Origin of the sequence: Pseudoflavonifractor sp. An85 (assembly GCF_002161235.1) — a bacterium.
Taxonomy (GTDB): Bacteria; Bacillota; Clostridia; order Oscillospirales; family Oscillospiraceae; genus Enterenecus.
This window is the reverse complement of the sequence record NZ_NFHE01000008.1, coordinates 78202-97554: the sequence shown is the minus strand read 5'-3', so window position 1 is coordinate 97554 and position 19353 is coordinate 78202. Positions and strand designations below refer to the sequence as shown.

The following is a 19353-nucleotide window of genomic DNA, read 5'->3' as shown; positions in this document are numbered from 1 at the left end:
GATATAGCGATTGAAGGGCAACCGAAAGAGCAGATTTATTATCATCGTTCCATACAAGATATTTTTAACCTTTGTTTTAGAGCTGGATTTGTCATTGATGGATTTTATGAAGAATGTTTTAAAACCAACAAAGAAATTCCTATGGTAATGATAGTAAGGCTTAAGAAGGTAAAACGTGATAGCTTAAAATAAATTCAAGTTTGTCGGGTAAATAGCAAACCCAGCCGAGCCAGTCAACGGTCAAGATGAACGGCGCATATGCGCAGCCGTTGACAGCCCCGCCCGCCTTTGCTGGTAGGCAATCAAGGGGCGACAGCAAGAAGTGCCACCGCCCCGCACTATTATTCAGAAAGGGGAATTTCCATGACCGACCAGATAGCCTATCAAGAATATATCCAGCGCAGGTACAACGCCTTTTGCAAGACTGTTATCCGCTGTGCCGCCTTGGACAAGATTTTGAAGCTTAAACGGCAATGGGAACGGCAAGTTTCCCTTGACTATCTGATGAACGAGAAGTTTGTCCAGTTTGCCGCGTCGGAGCCGGACGAGGAATACCCATTTACCGTCTGCGGTCAGACCGTCCTGCTCTGCAACGCCGCCCTTGCCGACGCGATCTCTGTTTTGCCGGAGCAGACGCGGGAAGAAATCCTGCGCTATTACTTTCTGCGCCAGCCGCAGCGCGTGATCGGCGCGTGTATTGGCCGGTCACGCAGCACAGCGGGGCGGCATATCCAGCTTGCCTTGCAGCGGCTACGCGAAGAAATGGGGGTGAGCCGGTATGAGTAGACTTCTCCCCTATGAAACAATCCTCAAAGCCCGTGAGGGCGACCCAGAAGCCGTGAACGCTGTCCTGCTCCACTACGCCGGATATATCCGCTATTTCTCAAAAGTGAACGGGCAGGTCAACGCCGAGGTGGAGGACTATGTAAAGCAGCGGTTAATTGACTGTCAATTCAAGTTCCGGCTTGACGAACCACCGGACAAGTCATAAAAACTGAATACCAGCCGCCACCGACGCGGCCAGCGAAAGCAGTAAGTCTTGAAAAAGATTTACTGCTTTTTTTGTTGTCCGGCTCCGCTCCCGGCCATTTTGCCCCCTGCCGGTTGTAGTAGTAAGCGAGGAGGGAATTTTTCTGCCCTGGTGTTTGGCATTTGGAGCATTTACCCGTAGTAGAGGGCAAAGAGAAAGGATTTCTCCAACACCGGGTAGAAACCACTGCGTCCGGTGTCATTTTAGCGAAAGCGGGCAGGAATGCCCTTTACAGGATTAGTAGTAGCAGAAAAAGAGAAACAAACTTTTGTGGTTGCAGTTTTCCAAAAAAGTGGCGGACGGAAGTGAGAGAAAGTTTGCAGTCACGGAGAGCAAGTTTCTACCACGGTGCCAAAATCCGCAATTCTGCAGTTTTGCCCCTCGCGGGAAACTTGTTGGGGAGTGCCTTCCCCAAACCCTGCTCATGCGCCCTTACGGGCGAGAAAGGAGGTCACACCATGCGAAAGAAATACAACACGCCCCACCGCAGCCGCGTTGTGAAAACCCGGCTGTCCGAAGATGAGTATGCCGACTTCACAGCGCGGCTTGCGCCCTATGGTATCAGCCAGTCCGAATTTCTCCGGCAGGCGATACGGCGGGCGACCATACGCCCGGTTGTCCATGTGTCGTCGGTCAATGACGAGTTGCTTTCCGCTGTCGGGAAGCTGACAGCCGAGTACGGCAGGATCGGCGGCAACCTCAATCAGATTGCCCGGTATCTGAACGAATACGGCGTACCCTACAACACCCTTTCCGGCGAGGTACGCGCCGCCATATCCGACCTTGCCGTCCTCAAGTATGAAGTCCTCAAGAAAGTAGGTGACGCGGTTGGCAACACTCAAGCATATCAACTCTAAAAACGCCGACTACGGAGCCGCCGAGCAATATCTTCTCTTTGAGCATGACGAGTTTACCATGAAGCCCGTCCTTGATGAAACCGGCAGGCTTATCCCCCGCGAGGACTACCGGCTGTCCACGCTGAACTGCGACGGGGAGGATTTTGCCGTTGCGTGTATGCGGGCCAATCTCCGCTATCAGAAAAACCAGCGGCGGGAAGATGTGAAAAGCCACCACTACATCATCAGCTTTGACCCGCGGGACGGGCCGGACAACGGCCTGACCGTAGACCGGGCGCAGGCGTTGGGGGAACAATTCTGTAAAGAGCATTTTCCCGGCCACCAGGCCCTTGTCTGCACCCACCCGGACGGGCATAACCACAGCGGCAACATTCATGTGCATATCGTCATAAACAGCCTGCGGATTGAGGAAGTGCCGTTCCTGCCCTACATGGACAGGCCGGCCGATACGAAAGTCGGCTGCAAGCACCGATGTACCGACGCTGCCCTGCGCTACTTCAAATCCGAAGTCATGGAGATGTGCCACCGGGAGGGGCTTTATCAAATCGACCTCTTGAACGGCAGCAAGAACCGCGTCACCGACCGGGAGTATTGGGCGCAGAAAAAGGGACAGGCCGCGCTGGACAAGCAGAACGCCCCCATGATTGCCGATAGTATCACGCCCCGGCAGACCAAGTTTGAAACGAACAAGGAGAAGCTGCGGCAGACCCTACGGAAAGCCCTTGCCACCGCCGCCAGCTTTGACGAGTTTTCCTCTCTGTTGCTGCAGGAGGGTGTGACCGTCAAGGAGAGCCGGGGGCGGCTTTCCTACCTCACGCCGGACAGGACAAAGCCAATTACCGCCCGGAAGCTGGGCGACGATTTTGACCGCGCCGCTGTCTTTGCCGTTTTAGAGCAAAACGCCGCCAGAGCAGCCGAAGCGCCAGCCAGATCCCCCGATCCCCCACGCACCATAAAAGACCGCTTGCAGGTTGCCAGAGCCGAGATAGCCGCCCCGAAACAGGACGGAGTGCAGCGGCTTGTGGACATTGAGCAGAAAATGGCCGAGGGCAAAGGCCGGGGCTATGAACGCTGGGCGAAGATACACAATCTGAAGCAGGCCGCCAAAACGCTGTCCGTCTACCAGCAATACGGCTTTACTTCCCCGGAGCAGTTAGAAGCCGCCGTTGACACCGCCTATCAGAAAATGCGCCAGACCAGCGGCGAACTGAAAGCACTGGAAACGAAGCTGCAAGGGAAAAAGAAGTTGCAGCGGCAGGTGTTGGCCTACGCCCAGACCAAGGCCGCCCGCGACGGGCTGCGGGCACAGAAATCCGAGAAAGCCCGCGCCGCATACCGGCAGGCCCATGAGAGCGATTTTATCATAGCCGACGCAGCAGCCCGGTATTTCAAGGCGCATGGCATTACCAAGCTGCCCGCCCGGAAAGCGTTGCAGGCCGAGATCGAGCAGCTTATCTCCGAGAAAGACGGCCTGTATAACACCTATCACGAACAGAAACAGCGGTTCAAGGAGTTGCAGACCGTCAAGCGGAACATCGACCAGATTTTGCGCCGGGACGAGCCGCACCGCAGAAAGGAGCAGAGCCATGAGCGATAACCTGCCCCACATGGACTACCGCCAGCACCGGCGGGCGCGGCGGCTGGTACATGAGTGCTGTAACTACGATGAGGGGAACTGCCTGCTATTGGACGACGGGGAGCCTTGCGTGTGCGTCCAGAGCATTTCCTTTTCCCTCATGTGCCACTGGTTCCGTGTGGCTGTCCTGCCCCTTGACGGGGAGCTGGCCGCAGCCCTCTTGTGCCGGGGAAGCCAGAAACGGTGTGCCGTCTGCGGGGCGGCCTTTGTCCCCAAATCCAACCGGGGAAAATACTGCCCCGACTGCGCCGGGCGCATGAAGAAAATCAAAGCCGCCGAGAGAAAGCGGAAACAAAGGCAGAGATGTCACGCTTTAGAGCCTTTCAAACCCGCATAAATCAAGGCTTTTTTCGTGGGTGTCAAAGGGTACGCGATACATTTATCCTTTTCCCCCGGAAACGGCGTTTTAATGCGTGACAATACGCCAAAATCAACCCGAACACAGGGAGGTGATCCTATCGCTGATTATATCAGGGCAGACACGCGGCTGCCCGCCTATCTGCCGTATCCCCGTTTCCTGCTGAAAATGGAGATTTCACAGACCGCCAAGCTGCTGTATTCGCTGCTGTTAGACCGTTCCACCCTCTCCCAGAAAAACAAGTGGCTGGACGACGAGGGCAGGATTTATATTATCTATCCCATCGCGGAGATAGCAGAAATACTGGATAAAGGCAGCACCACCATCAAGGGGGCGCTTAATGAACTGGACACGGCGGGGCTGTTGGAACGGGAACGGGGCGGCTTCTCCGCACCGAACCGGCTTTATGTCAAAGTACCGCCAGTGCCACAGGTACAGTTTTCAGACCAACTGATGGCCGGAAGTCCGCCCCTCATAGAGCCGGAAAACCGTCCTACTGATGGTCAGAAAACCGACCTTATGATGGTCGGAAAACCGTCCCCTAACCAAACTACTATAAACAACCTTACAGAGAGCCAAACAAAGGGAGTGAGTGGGGGGCCGTCCGCGCCCTATGGCCGATATGGAAATATTTTTCTGTCACAGACCGAATACGACGAGTTGCAGGCAGAGTACCCTGACAGGCTGGAACGGTTCATCGAGGAAATGAGCCGCTACCTTGCCGCCAACGGGAAAAGCTACCAGAACTATGCCGCCGCCCTGCGGATATGGGCGGGGAACGACAAAAAGGAAGCCCCTAAAAAGGGCATACCAGACTACTCATGCAAGGAGGGCGAGAGTTTATGAAGAATGAAATCAACGCGGTTTTGGAGAATATGACGACCACCATCCCGGAGCCGGAGGACTACACCGGCGAGGACGGTTTACTGTACTGCGGCAAGTGCCGCAAGCCGAAAGAAGCCTATTTTGCGCCGGATAAGGCCGCTATCTTCGGGCGCGACCGCCACCCGGCAGAGTGCGACTGCCAGAGAACCGCCCGCGAGGAACGGGAAGCCGCCGAAAAGCGGCGCAGACACCTTGACACCGTGGAAGAACTGAAACGCCGGGGCTTTACCGACCCCACCATGCGGGACTGGACTTTCGAGAACGACAACGGCAGGAACCCGCAGACCGGGCTTGCCCGCCGGTATGTGGAGCATTGGGAAGATATGCGGACAGACAATATCGGCTGCCTGTTCTGGGGCGGCGTAGGCACCGGCAAAAGCTACCTTGCAGGCTGTATCGCAAACGCCCTCATGGAGAAAGAAATCCCCGTCCGCATGACGAACTTTGCTCTTATCCTCAATGACCTTGCCGCCAGCTTTGAGGGGCGCAACGAGTACATTTCCCGCCTTTGTCGTTATCCGCTGCTGATCCTTGACGACTTCGGCATGGAACGCGGGACGGAATACGGGCTGGAACAGGTGTTCAATGTGATTGACAGCCGTTACCGCAGCGGCAAGCCGCTGATCGTCACGACCAACCTTACGCTGGACGACCTGCACAACCCGGAGGACACCGCCCATTCCCGGATTTATGACCGCCTGCTTTCCATGTGCGTCCCGGTACGCTTTACCGGCGACAACTTCCGGCAGGAAACCGCCAAGCGGAAAATGGAGAGCATGAAGAAACTGATTACCGACTGAAAGGAGTATTGCCTATGGCAGATAACAAGCAGCACGACACCCGCACCACCCGCCGCCCTGACTGTGTGACGGAAATCCGCATGGGCAATTCCGTCCTTGTCGTGTCCGGCTATTTCAAGAAAGACACCACAACCACAGCCGCCGACAAAATGGCGCGGGTACTGGAAGCGGAAGCCGCTGCTACACAGGAGCCGACTTATCCGGCGTGAACCGGGGCATGGAAAAGCGGCCATGCCAGGGAGCATGACCGCTGGAACGAAAATCGGAAGTGCTTTAGCAATTCTTAATCTCATTCTCTATAAAATAATTTGCAATTTCAAAGGCTTTTATTCTTCTCTTTGCCAATGTGATTTGTGATTTATAACGCTCGGAATTATCCTTTGATTCAAATGTTTTTACTGTTTCTCTTAGCTTGTGCAGAGTTGAATCAATTTGCCTTTTGGCCGCGGTTAATTCATCTATTGTATACTTCATGTTTTCTCCTTTAACTTCTGATTTTTTTGTTAAATCAGAGTATACCACGGAGTTATGAACTTTTCTACTGCAAATATGGGACGACAACCCATACCATAAAAATCGGAAAATTGAAAAGCTGTAAAGAAGCAAATTTAACGCTTTTGCCGCTGTACAGCCCCCGCCGTTCCGTGGTACAATGAAACCACGGAATAGTGGGGCTGGCTGTCGGAAACGGAGGATTTTATGTTAAGACAAGCCACCCAAAACCTCATTACCGCCCTTTATCCGAGATTGTCCCACGAGGATGAATTGCAAGGCGAGAGTAATTCCATATCGAACCAAAAAAGGATACTCGAAACCTACGCAAAACAGAACGGCTTTACCAATCTGCGCTGGTACACCGACGACGGTTTTTCCGGCGCGAACTTCCAGCGGCCCGGATTTCAAGCCATGCTTGCGGACATTGAAGCCGGGAAAGTGGGTACGGTCATCGTCAAGGACATGAGCCGGTTAGGGCGAAACTACTTGCAGGTAGGGTTTTACACGGAAATGCTGTTCCCTCAAAAGGGTGTGCGTTTTATCGCTGTCAACGATAATGTGGACAGTGCCAGCGAGGGCATGGACAACGATTTTACCCCGCTGCGAAATCTGTTCAATGAATGGCTGGTGAGAGATACGAGCAAGAAAATCAAGGCAGTGAAAAAGTCAAAAGGCATGAGCGGCAAGCCTGTTACCAGCAAGCCGGTTTACGGCTATGTGATGGACGAGGACGAGAATTTTATTATAGACGAGGAAGCCGCCCCGGTGGTGCAGCAGATTTACCAGCTTTGCCTTGCCGGGAACGGCCCGACCAAGATTGCCCGTATGCTGACGGAGCAGCAAATCCCCACGCCGGGGACGCTGGAATATCAGCGGACAGGCAGCACCCGCCGTTATCACCCAGGCTATGAGTGCAAATGGGCGACCAACACCGTCGTTCATATCCTCGAAAACCGAGAGTACACCGGATGTCTGGTGAACTTCAAAACGGAAAAGCCTTCTTATAAGGTCAAGCACAGCATAGAGAACCCCGTCGAGAAGCAGGCCATTTTCGAGAACCACCATGAGCCGATCATCGACAAGGAAACATGGGAACGGGTGCAGGAGTTACGCAAACAGCGCAAACGCCCGAACCGCTACGATGAAGTGGGGCTGTTCTCCGGGATTTTGTTCTGCGCCGACTGCGGCCATGTGCTGTATCAGCAGCGGTATCAGAACAAAGACCGCAAACAGGACTGCTACATCTGCGGCAGCTACAAGAAGCGCACCCGCAACTGTACGGCGCACTTTATCCGCACCGATCTGTTGACCGCTGGTGTCCTGGCAAATCTCCGGCAAGTGACCGAATACGCAGCCAAGCATGAGAGCCGGTTTGTGAAACTACTTGTCCAGCAGAACGAGATCGGCGGCAAGCGAAAGACCGCCGCAGCCATCAAGCAGCTTGAACAGGCGCAGGAACGCATTTCTGAAATCAGCCGCATTATCAAGCGGCTGTATGAGGACAATGTAAACGGCAAAATCAGCGATGAGCGTTTCATGGAACTGTCGGCTGACTACGAAGCCGAGCAAGCGGAGCTGAAAAAGAGAGCCGCCGCCCTGCAAGCCGAACTGGACAAGTCACAGGCAGCTACCGTCAACGCCGAGAAATTTATGGGCATTGTCCGCAAGCACCTTGCCTTTGAAGAACTGACCCCCACTCTCTTGCGGGAAATGATCGAGAAAATTGTGGTGCATGAGTGCAGCTATGATGAGAACGGCACCCGCAGGCAGGACATTGAGATTTATTACAGCTTTGTCGGCAAGATTGACTTGCCCGAATAACCGCCCGACCTATCCGACACAATGGCCAAGTGTCGGATAGGAACGGCAAAATTTTTTGCACTTCTATTGCTTCTTTATCACACATAAGCAAATGCCAACGGTATGTATGATGCGGTCCAGATGGTGGCCACCCTACCCTATGTGGATGCCTCCCGCATCGGTGTCACCGGCCACTCCAATGGCGCTCTGGCCAGCCGCACCGCTGTACTCCTGGACAACCAGGCCGAAACCCAACTCATCGCTGCTGCCCTGCTGGTTTCCAACGACGCTGTCTACACCGATGAGTCTGGTGCTTTCTACAATATGTTTGGCAGCCGGGATGCCGGTATCGTAGCCTGCCAGTACGATGAGTTCTTCCACCGGGTGGCGCAGGCTGACGGTAGTCGTTCCGCTCCTCGGGACTACATTGATCAGAGCACAGCACAGTCCTTCCTTCACTTTGGCCAGAACCCCCAGGGCCTGGAAACTCGAGAGAGCTACACCATGTACACCCAGGAAATCGATGGCCAAGAAGCCATTCGCGTCATCTACAATCCCGACATCACCCATCCTTGGGCTCACTTCTCCAAACAAGTGGTGACCAGCAGCGTAGAGTTCTTTGATGCCGCTCTGGGTGCTCCCAATCCCATCGATGGAAACAATCAGATTTGGCAAATCAAGGCTGCTTTCAACGCCCTGGGTCTGGTTGGCGTCATGATGTTCGTGGTCAGCTTTGCTGTGGTTCTGGTGGGTACCCGTCCCTTCGCCGCCCTGAAGGCAGAAACCCCCGTACAGCCCGCTCCTGCCCTCACCGGCAAAGCAAAAACCTGGTTCTGGCTGAGCGGTATCCTAGCCAGTGTATTCAGCTTTGTGGTATACATGTTTGGCTACCGCTACATCAATAAGTTGGCTGCGGTCATGCCTCAGGCCGGCCCCACCTTCATCGGCGTTTGGGCCGCTAGCTGCGGTCTGTTTGCCCTGCTGCTCATTTATCTGGGCGGTAAATTCACCGGGCAATCCGGTCAGGCTGCCACCAACGGCGTGAAGATCTCTCCCAAAAATCTGGGCCTGACGGTGGTACTGGCCCTTACCGTAGCTTTGTCCGCCTACGGTCTGGTGTTCCTGGCCGACTATTTCTTCAAGGCAGACTTCCGGCTGTGGGTGATTACCCTCAAGGCCTTTACTGTGGACAAACTGCCCTACATTCTCCTGTATCTCCCCTTCTTCCTGCTCTACTACATTCCCAATTCTATCTCCATCAACAGCTACAACTATTTCGAGATGGGTAAAAAAACCTGGATGAACACTGCGGTCAATGTCATGTGGAACATCCTGCCCAGCGTGGTCATGGTCATCATCATGTATGGCTGCTTCTACATCACCGGGTACATGCCCAATGAGTTCTTCCCCTTCTTTGGCGGCAGCATCATCGGTATTTGGCTCTATCCCGTCATCGTAGTTCTGGCCGTAGCCGCCGTGGTTTCCCGCAAACTCTATCGTGCCACCAAAAATCCATACCTGGCTGGTATCATCATGGCCCTGCTTGTGGCCATCATGAGCTGTACCAACACCCTCACCGCCCTGTAAGCATCCGCGCAGGGGTTGGGCGAAAAATTCCGCCCAACCCCTTGCCTTTTCCTACCCCAGGTGCTATCATAAAGACAAGAATTCCATATCCTGCTGAGAGTTTGAGAGCAACGCAGACAGAGAGACCTCTAGTCATAGGGGTCGCTGTCGGGTTGCTCTTTTTTGTTTGGAAAGGAGGAGCATTTCATGTATGACGTGATTGTGCTGGGCTGCGGCGTGGTGGGTGCCGCCACTGCATACCAGCTTGCCCACTATCCCTTAAAGGCTGCAGTGCTAGAGGCCCAAAACGACGTGGCCAACGGCACCACCAAGGCCAACAGCGCCATCATCCACGCCGGATACGACCCGGAGCCGGGTACCCTCATGGCCAAGCTCAACGTGGAGGGAAACCGCATGGCCGGGGAGATCTGCCAAAAGCTGCAGGTGCCCTTTGACCGGGTGGGCAGCCTGGTGCTGGCCTTTGACGAGGCAGACCTCACTACCCTGCGCACTCTCTACGACCGGGGTGTGGCCAACGGCGTGCCGGGGCTGGAACTGTGGGACCAGTCCCAGGTGCGCCAGCACGAGCCCAACCTGAGCCAGGAGGTAAAAGGTGCGCTCTACGCCCCCACCGCCGGCATCGTAGACCCCTGGCAGTACGCCCTGGCCATGGCAGAAGTGGCCGTGACCAACGGGGTGGAGCTGCACCGTTGCGCGCCCGTCACCGCCATTACCCCGGTGGAAGGTGGCTACGCCGTCACCACCCCCAAGGGGGTATTCACCGCTCGCTATGTGTTCAACGCCACCGGCGTCTTTGCCGACCAGGTACATGGGCTGCTGGAAGAGCCGGACTACTCCATCACCCCCAACCGGGGCGAATATTACCTCATGGACAAGAGCCAGCATGAGCAGGTGTCCCATGTGGTGTTCCAGTGCCCCAACGAAAACGGCAAGGGTGTTCTGGTCTCCCCCACCATCCACGGCAATCTCATTGTGGGTCCCGACGCCCAGCCCGTGGAGGATCGTCACGACCTGGGTAACACTGCCTCCGGCCTGGACTTTGTGCGGCAGCATGCCACCCGCTCCGTTCCGGGGCTAAACTTCCGGGAGAACATCCGCAACTTTTCCGGCATCCGGGCCAACTCCACCCGCCACGACTTTATTTTAGAGGAGAGCCCCAACCACCCCGGCTTTTTCGACCTGGCGGGCATCAAGTCCCCGGGTCTGGCCAGTGCCGCCGCCATCGGCAAGTGGGCCTGTGAGCGAATCTTGGAAAAGGAGCCACAGCTGGAACCCAAACAGGGTTTTGTGGACCAACGCACCCATGTGGTGTTCCACACCCTGTCCCCAGAGGAGAAAAACGCCCTCATCGCCCAGGACCCCCGGTATGGCCGGGTCATCTGCCGGTGCGAGACGGTCACCGAAGGGGAGATCGTGGCTGCCCTCCACTCCCCCATCCCCCCCTACACCATCAACGGGGTGAAACGGCGGTGCAACGCGGGCATGGGCCGCTGCCAGGGCGGCTTCTGCGGGCCCCGTGTCCAGGACATCATCGCCCGGGAGCTGGGGCTGAACCCCTGTGAGGTGCTCATGGACCAGGAAGGCACCTACGTGCTCACCGGCGAAACCAAAGTCCAAGGAGGGAAGGCTCATGTATGAACTAATTGTCATTGGCGGCGGCCCTGCCGGTCTGGCAGCGGCCTGTGAGGCCTGGGACAAGGGCCTGCGCCGCATTTTGATTTTGGAGCGGGACAAGGAGCTGGGGGGCATCCTCAACCAGTGCATCCACAACGGCTTTGGCCTCCACCACTTCAAAGAGGAACTCACTGGCCCCGAGTACGCCGGACGATTCATTCAGCGGCTACAAAGCACCGGTGTGGAGGTGCAGCTGGACACCATGGTGCTCCAGCTCATCCCCGGCACCCCCCATCAGGTCCACTGCGTCAGCGCCCAGCATGGGTATCAGATTCTGGAGACCCAGGCGGTGGTGCTGGCCATGGGCTGCCGGGAGCGTACCCGGGGCGCCATCGCCATCCCCGGGGAGCGTCCGGCAGGTATTTTCACCGCCGGTGCCGCCCAGCGGTATCTGAACATGGAGGGCTATATGGTGGGCCGCCGGGTGGTCATTCTGGGCAGCGGCGACATCGGCCTCATCATGGCCCGACGCATGACCCTGGAGGGGGCCAAAGTCCTGGCCTGCGTGGAGCTGATGCCCTACTCCGGCGGACTGACCCGCAATATCGTCCAGTGCCTGGAGGACTACAACATCCCCCTCTACCTCAGCCACACCGTCACCGACATCCGGGGCCACAACCGGGTGGAACAGGTCACCGTCAGTAAAGTGGATGAGAACCGCCGCCCCATTCCCGGCACCGAAATGGTCTTTGACTGCGACACCCTGCTGCTCAGCGTGGGTCTCATTCCCGAAAACGAGCTGACCCGTCAGGCGGGGATTCCCATGGACCGGCGTACCAACGGCGCTCTAGTCTACGAGAACATGGAGACCCAAGTGCCCGGCATCTTCGCCTGCGGCAACGTGGTGCACGTCCACGATCTGGTGGACTACGTCACCGCTGAGAGCCAGCGGGCGGGCGCGGCTGCCGCCGCATTTGTCCAGCGGGCGGAACAAGAAGCCGCCTCCCTGCCCCTCACCAACGGCGACGGCGTGGGATACACGGTGCCCCAGAGCATTCGTCTGAATGTGGACAAAGCCCAGGTGATGTTCCGGGTGGGCCGGGTGTTTCACAAAAGCCGCATTGTGGTGCGAGACCAGGCGGGCAACCAGATTGCCCAGTTCCCCCGGGAGCACATGGCCCCCGGCGAGATGGAACAGATTTCTCTGCCCAAGGTACTGTTAGAACGAGCCGTGGGCGGGCTAACTGTATCTGCTGAGGAGGTGGCGGAAGGATGAAGAACCTGATTTGCATTGTCTGTCCCAAGGGCTGCCACCTGCAGGTGGATGAGGACAACGGGTACGCCGTCACCGGCAACAGCTGCCCCCGGGGGGCCGAGTACGGCAAAACGGAACTGCTCCACCCCACCCGGGTGCTCACCAGCACCGTGCGGGTGGAAGGCGGGCTCCACCGGCGGCTACCGGTGAAAACCGCCGCTCCCATCCCCAAAGAACTGATGTTTGAGGCCATGGAGGCCCTGAACGGGGTGACCCTCACCGCTCCTGTCACGGTGGGTCAGGTGGTGATTTCCAACCTGCTGGGCACCGGGGTGGACGTGGTGGCCACCCGGGATATGAAGTAAGTCTACACGCAAAAAAACGTCGTACCCCGTGGGGTACGACGTTTTTTTGATCTTCTTACACAGACTCGTGGAAGGTGCGCTTGATAACCTCCAGCTGCTGCTCCCGGCTCAGGCGGTTGAAGTTCACCGCGTAGCCGGAGACACGGATGGTGAGGGTGGGGTACTGCTCGGGGTGCTCCATGGCATCCACCAGCACCTGACGGTCCATGACGTTGACGTTCAGGTGGTGGGCGCCCTGGACGAAGTAGCCGTCCAGAATGGAGACCAGATTGGTGGTGCGCTCCTGGGCGCTCTTACCCAGAGCATTGGGCACAATGGAGAAGGTGTTGGACACGCCGTCCTGGCACACACCCCGGTAGGGAATCTTGGCCACGGAGTTGAGGCTGGCCAGCGCGCCATTCTCGTCCCGGCCGTGCATGGGGTTGGCGCCGGGGGCGAAGGGCTCGCCGGCCTTGCGGCCATCGGGGGTGGAACCGGTCTTCTTGCCGTACATCACGTTGCTGGTGATGGTGAGGGCGGACAGAGTGTGGATGGCATTGCGGTACAGGGGGTGCTTCTTCAGCTCGGCGGAGAAATAGGAGGCAATCTCCACGGCGATGTCGTCCACCCGGTCGTCGTCGTTGCCGTACTTGGGGAACTCACCCTCCACGGCAAAGTCCACGGCAATGCCCTGCTCGTTGCGGATGGGGCGCACCTTGGCAAACTTGATGGCGGACAGAGAGTCGGCGGCAATGGACAGACCCGCCACACCGAAGGCGGCCAGGCGCTCCACCAGGGTGTCGTGGAGGGCCATCTGGCTGGCCTCGTAGGCGTACTTGTCGTGCATGTAGTGGATGATGTTGATGGTGTCCACATACAGCTCGGCCACATAGGACAAGACCTTCTTGTAGTTGGTGAGCACCTTGGAGTAGCTGAGTACCTCGTCCTCATCCCGCTGGATGTTGGGCACCACCTGGATGCCCTTCTTCTCGTCCACGCCGCCGTTGATGGCGTACAGCAGGCTCTTGGCCAGGTTGGCACGGGCGCCGAAGAACTGCATCTGCTTGCCCACGGCCATGGCGGACACACAGCAGGAGATGCAGTAGTCGTCCCCGTACAGAGGGCGCATCACGTCGTCGTTCTCGTACTGGATGGAGTCAGTGGCAATGCTCATCTTGGCACAGTACTCCTTCCAACCCTGGGGCAGGTTCTGGGCCCACAGCACAGTGAGATTGGGCTCAGGAGCAGTGCCCAGATTGGTGAGGGTGTGGAGATAGCGGAAGCTGTTGCGGGTCACCAGGGTGCGGCCGTCGATGCCCATACCGCCCAGAGCCTCGGTGATCCAGGTGGGATCGCCGCCGAACAGCTCGTTGTACTCGGGAGTGCGCAGGTGGCGCACCAGGCGCAGCTTGATGATGAACTGGTCGATGAGCTCCTGAGCGCCCTGCTCGTCCAGCAGTCCACGGTCCAGATCCCGCTGGATGTAGATGTCCAGGAAGGTGGCGGTGCGGCCCAGAGAGGTGGCGGCGCCGTTGTTCTCCTTCACGCCAGCCAGATAGGCCAGGTACAGGTTCTGCACGGCCTCGTGGGCGTTCTCGGCAGGACGGGTGACGTCGCAGCCGTAGCGGCTGGCCATGTGGGTGAACTCCTTCAGGGCGCGAATCTGGGTGCTCACTTCCTCCCGCAGGCGGATGCGCTCCTCGGTCATGGGGCCGTCCAGCATGTCCAGATCCTTTTGCTTCTCCTCAATGAGGAAGTCAGTGCCGTACAGGGGCACCCGGCGGTAGTCGCCCACCAGACGGCCACGGCCGTAGGCATCGGGCAGACCGGTGAGGAGCCCTGCGGTACGGGCCAGACGGGTGCGCTTGGGGTAGGCGTCAAACACGCCCTCGTTGTGGGTCTTGCGGTAGAGGCTGAAGTGGCGCTCAATCTCCGGGTCCAGCTCATAGCCGTACTCGTGGAGGGCGGACTCAGCCATGCGCATGCCGCCGTACAGGTTGACAATGCGCTTGAGGGGGGCGTCGGTCTGCAGGCCCACAATGACCTCGTTTTCCTGGTCAATGTAGCCGGGCTCGAAGTTGTCGATGCCGGAGACCACATGGGTCTCCACGTCGATGATGCCCTTTTTCAGCTCCTCCACAATGAGAGCGTGGGCCTTCTCCCACACCTTGGCAGTGCGGGGGGAAATGGGAGCCAGGAAGCTGTCATCTCCGGTGTAGGGGGTGTAGTTCTTCTGAATGAAGTTGCGCACGTTCACCAGGTGGCGCCATTCGCCGGTGCGAAAGCCCTCCCAGGCGGTGCAGTTGACATCAATGCTCATGGGTGTTACCTCCTCAATTTATATGGGGAAATGCTTCATCAAATCTCTTCTGCCACCCGGCCAGGGTCTCCTTGGCCAGGGGCTCCACCCCCTCCAGGGGGTAAGGAATACCTAAGGTATGGTACTTGTGGACCCCTAAGGTGTGGTAGGGCAGCAGCTCCACCCGGCGCACATTCCGGAGCTTGGAGACAAAGTCCAGTAGCCCCTGCAAATGCTCGTCCCCGTCGGTGAGCCCGGGCACCACCACGTGGCGAATCCACAGGGGCACCTCTTGGGCCTGCGCCTGGAGCAAAAACGTCTCCCAGGCCCCGCTCTCCCGGCCGGTGACGGCCTGGAAGCCCTGGGGGGTGTAGTGCTTGATGTCCATCAAGACCAGATCGGTGTGGGTGAGAATCTCCTGGTACTCCCCCAACCCGCACCCGGCGGTGTCCAGGCAGGTGTGAATCCTTTCCCGGTGGCACAGCTCCATGGTTTGAACCAAAAATTCCGGCTGCAACAGGGGCTCGCCGCCGGAAAAGGTGACCCCGCCGGTTTGGCCGTAGTAGGGCTTGAATCGGCGCAGCCGTTTCACCAGCTCCTCCGGTGTCATCTCCTTGGATAACGCTGCCCCACACACCCAGGTGTCCGGGTTGTGGCAATACTGACATCGAAGGGCACAGCCCTGGAGAAACACCACCGTGCGAATGCCCGGGCCGTCCACCAGCCCCATGCTCTCAATGGAATGAATGTGACCTGTCATAAATTTTTCCTCTTTTTTCCAGTTTTACAACAAAGAAAAAGACCGACGCACTGAGCCCCTTTCTGCCCAGACGGTCGGCCGGCTTCCCGATCACACTCCACGTGGTCCATTCCACTTTTCTCCGTCAGTCGTATGATCACCTTGGGTACAAGACTACTATATCTTGTGGCGTTTGTCAAGAACCATTTCCATTTCCCACAATTTACCTGACTTCAACGTTTGTCTTTAAGAAGTCGTTAAGGACATTTATCGAAGTTGTAAATTTTTCATAAGAGGTGGTGATTTTTCTCCTGTTTGGTTGCCTTTCTCCTGAACAGATACTATAATTCTCCCACACAGGAGAGAAAGCACTCCGAGGATGAGAGGAGAACCTGAGATGAAAATACCCAACAAAAACCGGGGTAGCCGGAGCCTTCTGGAGACAGTCGTCAATTTCCTGGCCCTGGTGTTGTTTCTTGCTCTGGCCGTGGGCTTTGTGGCCACCGCCATTTCCACCCAATTCCTCACCCCCGTGCTCATCGCGGTGTTGGTGGCGGTTGTGGCACTGCTGCTGGTGGTGGTGTGGGCCCTGCGCCGCAACCGCCGCCCTGGTGTGCGGGCCATAGGCTCGGTGCTGGCCATGGTATTCTGCCTGGTCTTCGCCTTTGGCATCGGCTACATTCGGGTGGGCCTGGACACGCTAAACAAGATCACCTCCACCCAAACCCAGACCGTGGCCATGACCGTTTATGTGCGGGAGGGGGACAACCGGGAACTCAACGAGCTTATGAGCGCTCCCTGGGGCACCCTTTCTACCGATCGGGACAACACCCAGGCCGCTGTGGCCAAGCTGGAGCAGGAGCAGGGTGCTACCCTGACCCACCAGGTCTATCCAAGTCCCTCAGAATTAGTGGATGCCCTGGAACAGAGCCAGGTAGATGCCATTCTGGTCAATCAGGGGCAGCTGAGCACCCTGGAAGATATGGAAGGATATGAAACGGTGCTCGCCCGTCTGCGCAGCGTCGAGACCATTCAAGTGGAGCTGCAAACCTCCGCCCAGCCCACCACACCCCCTGCCACGGGCTTGGATCAGGTCATTACCGTATACATCAGCGGCAACGATTCCCGCAGCAACGATATCAACTCCACCGAGCGCAGCGACGTGAACATCATTGCCACCATCAACCCCAAAACCCGGCAGATCCTGCTGCTCAACACCCCCCGGGACTACTTCGTTCCCCTGTCCGTTTCCGGTGGTGTGAAAGACAAACTGACCCATGCCGGAAACTTTGGCATTGAGGTGAGCATGGATACCCTGGAGATGCTCTATGACACCAAACTGGACTACTACTTCAAGGTGAACTTCTCCGGCTTCCAACAAATCATTGACGCCCTGGGCGGCATTGATGTGGATTCCCAGTATGCCTTTGACTCCTTTATCTCTGACTACACCTACGAGAAGGGCATCAACCACCTGGATGGCGAGAAGGCCCTCTTCTACGTCCGGGAGCGGTACAACCTCCCCGGCGGCGACTTCCAACGTGGGGTACACCAGATGCAGGTGATTGAGGCGGTGGCAAAAAAGGCCATGTCCCCCACCATTCTCACCCAGTATCTCCCCCTGATGAACGCTTTGAGTGACTGCTTCCGCACCAACATTCCCTCCGATCTCATCGCCTCTCTGGTGCGGGATCAACTGGACCAGGGCGGAAGCTGGGACATCGTCACCTACTACGTCACCGGCTCTGGCAGCAAAGAATACACCTATTCTGTTCCCAACTGGCAGCTGGATGTCATTGTTCCAGACCAGACCACTGTGGCCACCGCCAAACAGCTCATGGAGCAGATCCGCAACGACCAGATCATCACTTCTCCTCAGGCATAATCTCACAGGCCGTTGGGCTAACCATGCCCAACGGCCTGTGCGTTTATACAAATTCCCTTTTTATCCTGGAATTTCCCGGATACTTCCATTGCCATTTCCCGTTTTTTGTACTATAATGTCGAGAAGCTATTCTCAGCGGTCGGTGTGACCGCATACTTACTGCCCCATTCCCAGTGTGGGATTCAAAAGGAAGGAACGTATCATGGGAAAACAACCAAAAAAGAACGCAGGACGCCGCGGTTTTGACTTCTACCTCAATAAGTTGGCCTTGGTGGTCTTCATCGCCCTGGCTGCCTACTTTGTCTTTACCGCCGCCTCCACAGGAATGCTCACCCCCCTGTTCATTGCCGCCCTGGTTTTGGTCGTGGGTCTCCCTGTGGTGCTGGTACTGGCGCTGAGCCTGCCCCGCCACAAACCGGTGCGCCGTGCCATTGGCTCCGTATTGGCCATGGTCTTTTGCCTGGTCTTTGCCGTAGGCACTCGGTACATCCAGATCGGCATGAAGACCCTCAACGACATCACCTCCGGCGGAGACGAGACCGCCTCCATGTCTGTGTATGTCCGCTCCGACGACACCCGGGATATGGATGCTCTGCTCCACGAGACCTTCGGCACCCTGGCCCTGAGCTCCGGCAACACCCAGGCTGCCGTGGATCAGCTCAACAAGGAATACTCCACCAGCCTCACCACCCAGACCTTCACCTCCACCACCGAGCTGGTGGATGCCCTTCAGGACAAGGACGTGGATGTCATTTTGGTGGACAAGGGCCACCTGAGCGTGCTGGAAGATCTGGAGGGCTACGAGCACACCATGGACAACCTGCGTCAGGTCAAGTCCTTCCAGGTCGCTGTGCAGAGTGACAACACTCCGCAACCCAGCGCCAACACCTCCAATGAAAACTCCGTGTTCACCGTGTACATCAGCGGCAGCGACTCCCGGGACAGCAACATTATGGCCACTGGCCGCAGCGATGTGAACATTCTGGCCACTGTCAACACCAAGACCCACCAGGTGCTGCTGCTCAACACCCCCCGGGACTTCTACATCCCTCTGTCCATTGCCGGCCCCTATGACCTGCCCGACAAGCTTACCCATGCCGGTCTGTATGGTGTGGACGTGAGCAAGGACACCCTGGCCGAGTACTACGGCATTGATGTGGACTACTACTTCCGCGTCAACTTCAGCGGCTTTGAGGAGATCATCGACGCCCTGGGCGGCATTGATGTCACCTCCGAGCACGCCTTCTACTCCACCATCGCCCCCACCTCTATCTACTACTATGAGGGCGAGAACCACCTCAACGGCTACGAGGCTCTGTATTACGTCCGTGAGCGGTACGCCTTTGTCAACGGCGACTACCAGCGCGGCATCAACCAGATGCAGGTCATCGAAGCGGTGATGAAGAAGGCCCTGTCCCCCACTATCCTCACCAGCTACACCTCCATGATGCAGGCCATGAGCGACTGCTTCCGCACCTCCATCCCCTCTGACCTCATCAGCTCTGTGGTGCGGGATCAGCTGGCCAATCCCACCCAGGATTGGAACATCGTCACCTACTACGTCTCCGGCAGCGGCTCCAGCGAGTACACCTACTCCATCCCCAGCCAGAGAGCCTATGTCACCATCCCCGATGAGACCACCGTGGCCACCGCCAAGGACCTTATGCAACAGGTCATCGACGGCAAGACCATCACTGCCCCGGAGCAGTAATTCAGCTTTCCAAAGGCCGGATGCAACCGCATCCGGCCTTTCCCTTAGGAGGAATTGA

General features: G+C 57.2%; 18 protein-coding genes, 1 pseudogene and 1 riboswitch. Of the genes and pseudogenes, 16 read left to right on the top strand and 3 right to left on the bottom strand.

Annotation, left to right across the window (positions count from 1 at the left end):
• The 9 genes and pseudogenes from B5G37_RS05970 to B5G37_RS05920 all read left to right on the top strand — a co-directional run.
• A pseudogene (locus tag B5G37_RS05970) lies at positions 1-192 on the top strand (class I SAM-dependent methyltransferase); the annotation flags it as partial.
• A 171-nt stretch (positions 193-363) separates the two neighbouring features.
• Entirely contained in the window at positions 364-786 is a 423-nt protein-coding gene (locus B5G37_RS05960) for a sigma-70 family RNA polymerase sigma factor (RefSeq protein WP_002586616.1), read from the top strand.
• The gene (locus B5G37_RS05955) at positions 779-991 is read left to right on the top strand and encodes a helix-turn-helix domain-containing protein (protein WP_002586615.1); all 213 of its coding nucleotides are present in this window, start codon (positions 779-781) and stop codon (positions 989-991) included. Before B5G37_RS05960 ends, B5G37_RS05955 begins: the two co-directional genes overlap by 8 nt.
• Before the next feature lie 497 nt (positions 992-1488).
• A complete protein-coding gene (mobC, locus tag B5G37_RS05945; RefSeq protein ID WP_002596229.1) occupies positions 1489-1887 on the top strand; it encodes a plasmid mobilization relaxosome protein MobC in 399 nt (132 codons plus the stop codon).
• Positions 1859-3484, top strand: coding sequence for a relaxase/mobilization nuclease domain-containing protein (locus tag B5G37_RS05940; RefSeq protein WP_002596230.1), 1626 nt, complete (start codon positions 1859-1861; stop codon positions 3482-3484). The genes mobC and B5G37_RS05940 overlap by 29 nt, the downstream gene beginning before the upstream one ends.
• Entirely contained in the window at positions 3474-3860 is a 387-nt protein-coding gene (locus tag B5G37_RS05935; protein WP_087255381.1) for a cysteine-rich VLP domain-containing protein, read from the top strand. Before B5G37_RS05940 ends, B5G37_RS05935 begins: the two co-directional genes overlap by 11 nt.
• A 72-nt stretch (positions 3861-3932) precedes the next feature.
• The gene (locus tag B5G37_RS05930; protein WP_006356266.1) at positions 3933-4727 is read left to right on the top strand and encodes a replication initiator protein A; all 795 of its coding nucleotides are present in this window, start codon (positions 3933-3935) and stop codon (positions 4725-4727) included.
• The gene (locus B5G37_RS05925; RefSeq protein WP_002596233.1) at positions 4724-5566 is read left to right on the top strand and encodes an ATP-binding protein; all 843 of its coding nucleotides are present in this window, start codon (positions 4724-4726) and stop codon (positions 5564-5566) included. The genes B5G37_RS05930 and B5G37_RS05925 overlap by 4 nt, the downstream gene beginning before the upstream one ends.
• 14 nt (positions 5567-5580) lie before the next feature.
• Complete coding sequence (locus tag B5G37_RS05920; protein WP_002596234.1) at positions 5581-5775, top strand: transposon-encoded TnpW family protein; 195 nt, start codon at positions 5581-5583, stop codon at positions 5773-5775.
• Positions 5776-5839: 64 nt separating this feature from the next.
• Here the strand turns inward: B5G37_RS05920 and B5G37_RS05915 are convergent, their stop codons facing one another.
• On the bottom strand, positions 5840-6040 hold the full coding sequence (locus tag B5G37_RS05915) for a hypothetical protein (RefSeq protein ID WP_002596235.1): 201 nt from the start codon (positions 6038-6040) through the stop codon (positions 5840-5842).
• A 225-nt stretch (positions 6041-6265) separates the two neighbouring features.
• On the opposite strand from B5G37_RS05915, the gene B5G37_RS05910 reads away from it, so the two are divergent.
• The 5 genes from B5G37_RS05910 (at position 6266) to B5G37_RS05890 (ending at position 12682) form a co-directional block, all read left to right on the top strand.
• On the top strand, positions 6266-7882 hold the full coding sequence (locus tag B5G37_RS05910) for a recombinase family protein (RefSeq protein WP_002596236.1): 1617 nt from the start codon (positions 6266-6268) through the stop codon (positions 7880-7882).
• A 102-nt stretch (positions 7883-7984) separates the two neighbouring features.
• Positions 7985-9448: an alpha/beta hydrolase gene (locus B5G37_RS05905; protein ID WP_143482880.1), complete on the top strand. Its 1464-nt coding sequence runs from the start codon at positions 7985-7987 to the stop codon at positions 9446-9448.
• Positions 9449-9634: 186 nt separating this feature from the next.
• Complete coding sequence (locus B5G37_RS05900) at positions 9635-11086, top strand: NAD(P)/FAD-dependent oxidoreductase (protein ID WP_087255378.1); 1452 nt, start codon at positions 9635-9637, stop codon at positions 11084-11086.
• Positions 11079-12338 (top strand): FAD-dependent oxidoreductase, encoded by a 1260-nt coding sequence (locus B5G37_RS05895; protein WP_087255377.1) that lies wholly within the window; start codon positions 11079-11081, stop codon positions 12336-12338. The genes B5G37_RS05900 and B5G37_RS05895 overlap by 8 nt, the downstream gene beginning before the upstream one ends.
• Positions 12335-12682: a DUF1667 domain-containing protein gene (locus B5G37_RS05890; protein WP_087255372.1), complete on the top strand. Its 348-nt coding sequence runs from the start codon at positions 12335-12337 to the stop codon at positions 12680-12682. The genes B5G37_RS05895 and B5G37_RS05890 overlap by 4 nt, the downstream gene beginning before the upstream one ends.
• A gap of 55 nt (positions 12683-12737) precedes the next feature.
• Here the strand turns inward: B5G37_RS05890 and pflB are convergent, their stop codons facing one another.
• Together pflB and pflA are read right to left on the bottom strand one after the other, a co-directional pair.
• A complete protein-coding gene (gene pflB, locus B5G37_RS05885; RefSeq protein WP_087255369.1) occupies positions 12738-14981 on the bottom strand; it encodes a formate C-acetyltransferase in 2244 nt (747 codons plus the stop codon).
• Positions 14982-14994: 13 nt separating this feature from the next.
• Entirely contained in the window at positions 14995-15720 is a 726-nt protein-coding gene (gene pflA, locus B5G37_RS05880; RefSeq protein ID WP_087255366.1) for a pyruvate formate-lyase-activating protein, read from the bottom strand.
• 57 nt (positions 15721-15777) lie between these two features.
• A riboswitch (ZMP/ZTP riboswitch) is annotated at positions 15778-15862 on the bottom strand.
• Between the two features lie 234 nt (positions 15863-16096).
• On the opposite strand from pflA, the gene B5G37_RS05875 reads away from it, so the two are divergent.
• Positions 16097-17584, top strand: coding sequence for an LCP family protein (locus B5G37_RS05875; protein ID WP_158099358.1), 1488 nt, complete (start codon positions 16097-16099; stop codon positions 17582-17584).
• Positions 17585-17786: 202 nt separating this feature from the next.
• Positions 17787-19295, top strand: a complete 1509-nt coding sequence (locus B5G37_RS05870; RefSeq protein ID WP_087255360.1) for an LCP family protein — start codon at positions 17787-17789, stop codon at positions 19293-19295.
• Positions 19296-19353: the final 58 nt, after the last annotated feature.

What these genes read in the sequence shown, in the direction of transcription:
- B5G37_RS05960 (WP_002586616.1), top strand. Translation starts at nt 364, where the DNA reads ATGACCGACCAGATAGCCTATCAAGAATATATCCAGCGCAGGTACAAC.
- B5G37_RS05955 (WP_002586615.1), top strand. Translation starts at nt 779, where the DNA reads ATGAGTAGACTTCTCCCCTATGAAACAATCCTCAAAGCCCGTGAGGGC.
- mobC (WP_002596229.1), top strand. Translation starts at nt 1,489, where the DNA reads ATGCGAAAGAAATACAACACGCCCCACCGCAGCCGCGTTGTGAAAACC.
- B5G37_RS05935 (WP_087255381.1), top strand. Translation starts at nt 3,474, where the DNA reads ATGAGCGATAACCTGCCCCACATGGACTACCGCCAGCACCGGCGGGCG.
- B5G37_RS05930 (WP_006356266.1), top strand. Translation starts at nt 3,933, where the DNA reads ATGCGTGACAATACGCCAAAATCAACCCGAACACAGGGAGGTGATCCT.
- B5G37_RS05925 (WP_002596233.1), top strand. Translation starts at nt 4,724, where the DNA reads ATGAAGAATGAAATCAACGCGGTTTTGGAGAATATGACGACCACCATC.
- B5G37_RS05920 (WP_002596234.1), top strand. Translation starts at nt 5,581, where the DNA reads ATGGCAGATAACAAGCAGCACGACACCCGCACCACCCGCCGCCCTGAC.
- B5G37_RS05915 (WP_002596235.1), bottom strand. Translation starts at nt 6,040, where the DNA reads ATGAAGTATACAATAGATGAATTAACCGCGGCCAAAAGGCAAATTGAT.
- B5G37_RS05910 (WP_002596236.1), top strand. Translation starts at nt 6,266, where the DNA reads ATGTTAAGACAAGCCACCCAAAACCTCATTACCGCCCTTTATCCGAGA.
- B5G37_RS05905 (WP_143482880.1), top strand. Translation starts at nt 7,985, where the DNA reads ATGTATGATGCGGTCCAGATGGTGGCCACCCTACCCTATGTGGATGCC.
- B5G37_RS05900 (WP_087255378.1), top strand. Translation starts at nt 9,635, where the DNA reads ATGTATGACGTGATTGTGCTGGGCTGCGGCGTGGTGGGTGCCGCCACT.
- B5G37_RS05895 (WP_087255377.1), top strand. Translation starts at nt 11,079, where the DNA reads ATGTATGAACTAATTGTCATTGGCGGCGGCCCTGCCGGTCTGGCAGCG.
- B5G37_RS05890 (WP_087255372.1), top strand. Translation starts at nt 12,335, where the DNA reads ATGAAGAACCTGATTTGCATTGTCTGTCCCAAGGGCTGCCACCTGCAG.
- pflB (WP_087255369.1), bottom strand. Translation starts at nt 14,981, where the DNA reads ATGAGCATTGATGTCAACTGCACCGCCTGGGAGGGCTTTCGCACCGGC.
- pflA (WP_087255366.1), bottom strand. Translation starts at nt 15,720, where the DNA reads ATGACAGGTCACATTCATTCCATTGAGAGCATGGGGCTGGTGGACGGC.
- B5G37_RS05875 (WP_158099358.1), top strand. Translation starts at nt 16,097, where the DNA reads ATGAAAATACCCAACAAAAACCGGGGTAGCCGGAGCCTTCTGGAGACA.
- B5G37_RS05870 (WP_087255360.1), top strand. Translation starts at nt 17,787, where the DNA reads ATGGGAAAACAACCAAAAAAGAACGCAGGACGCCGCGGTTTTGACTTC.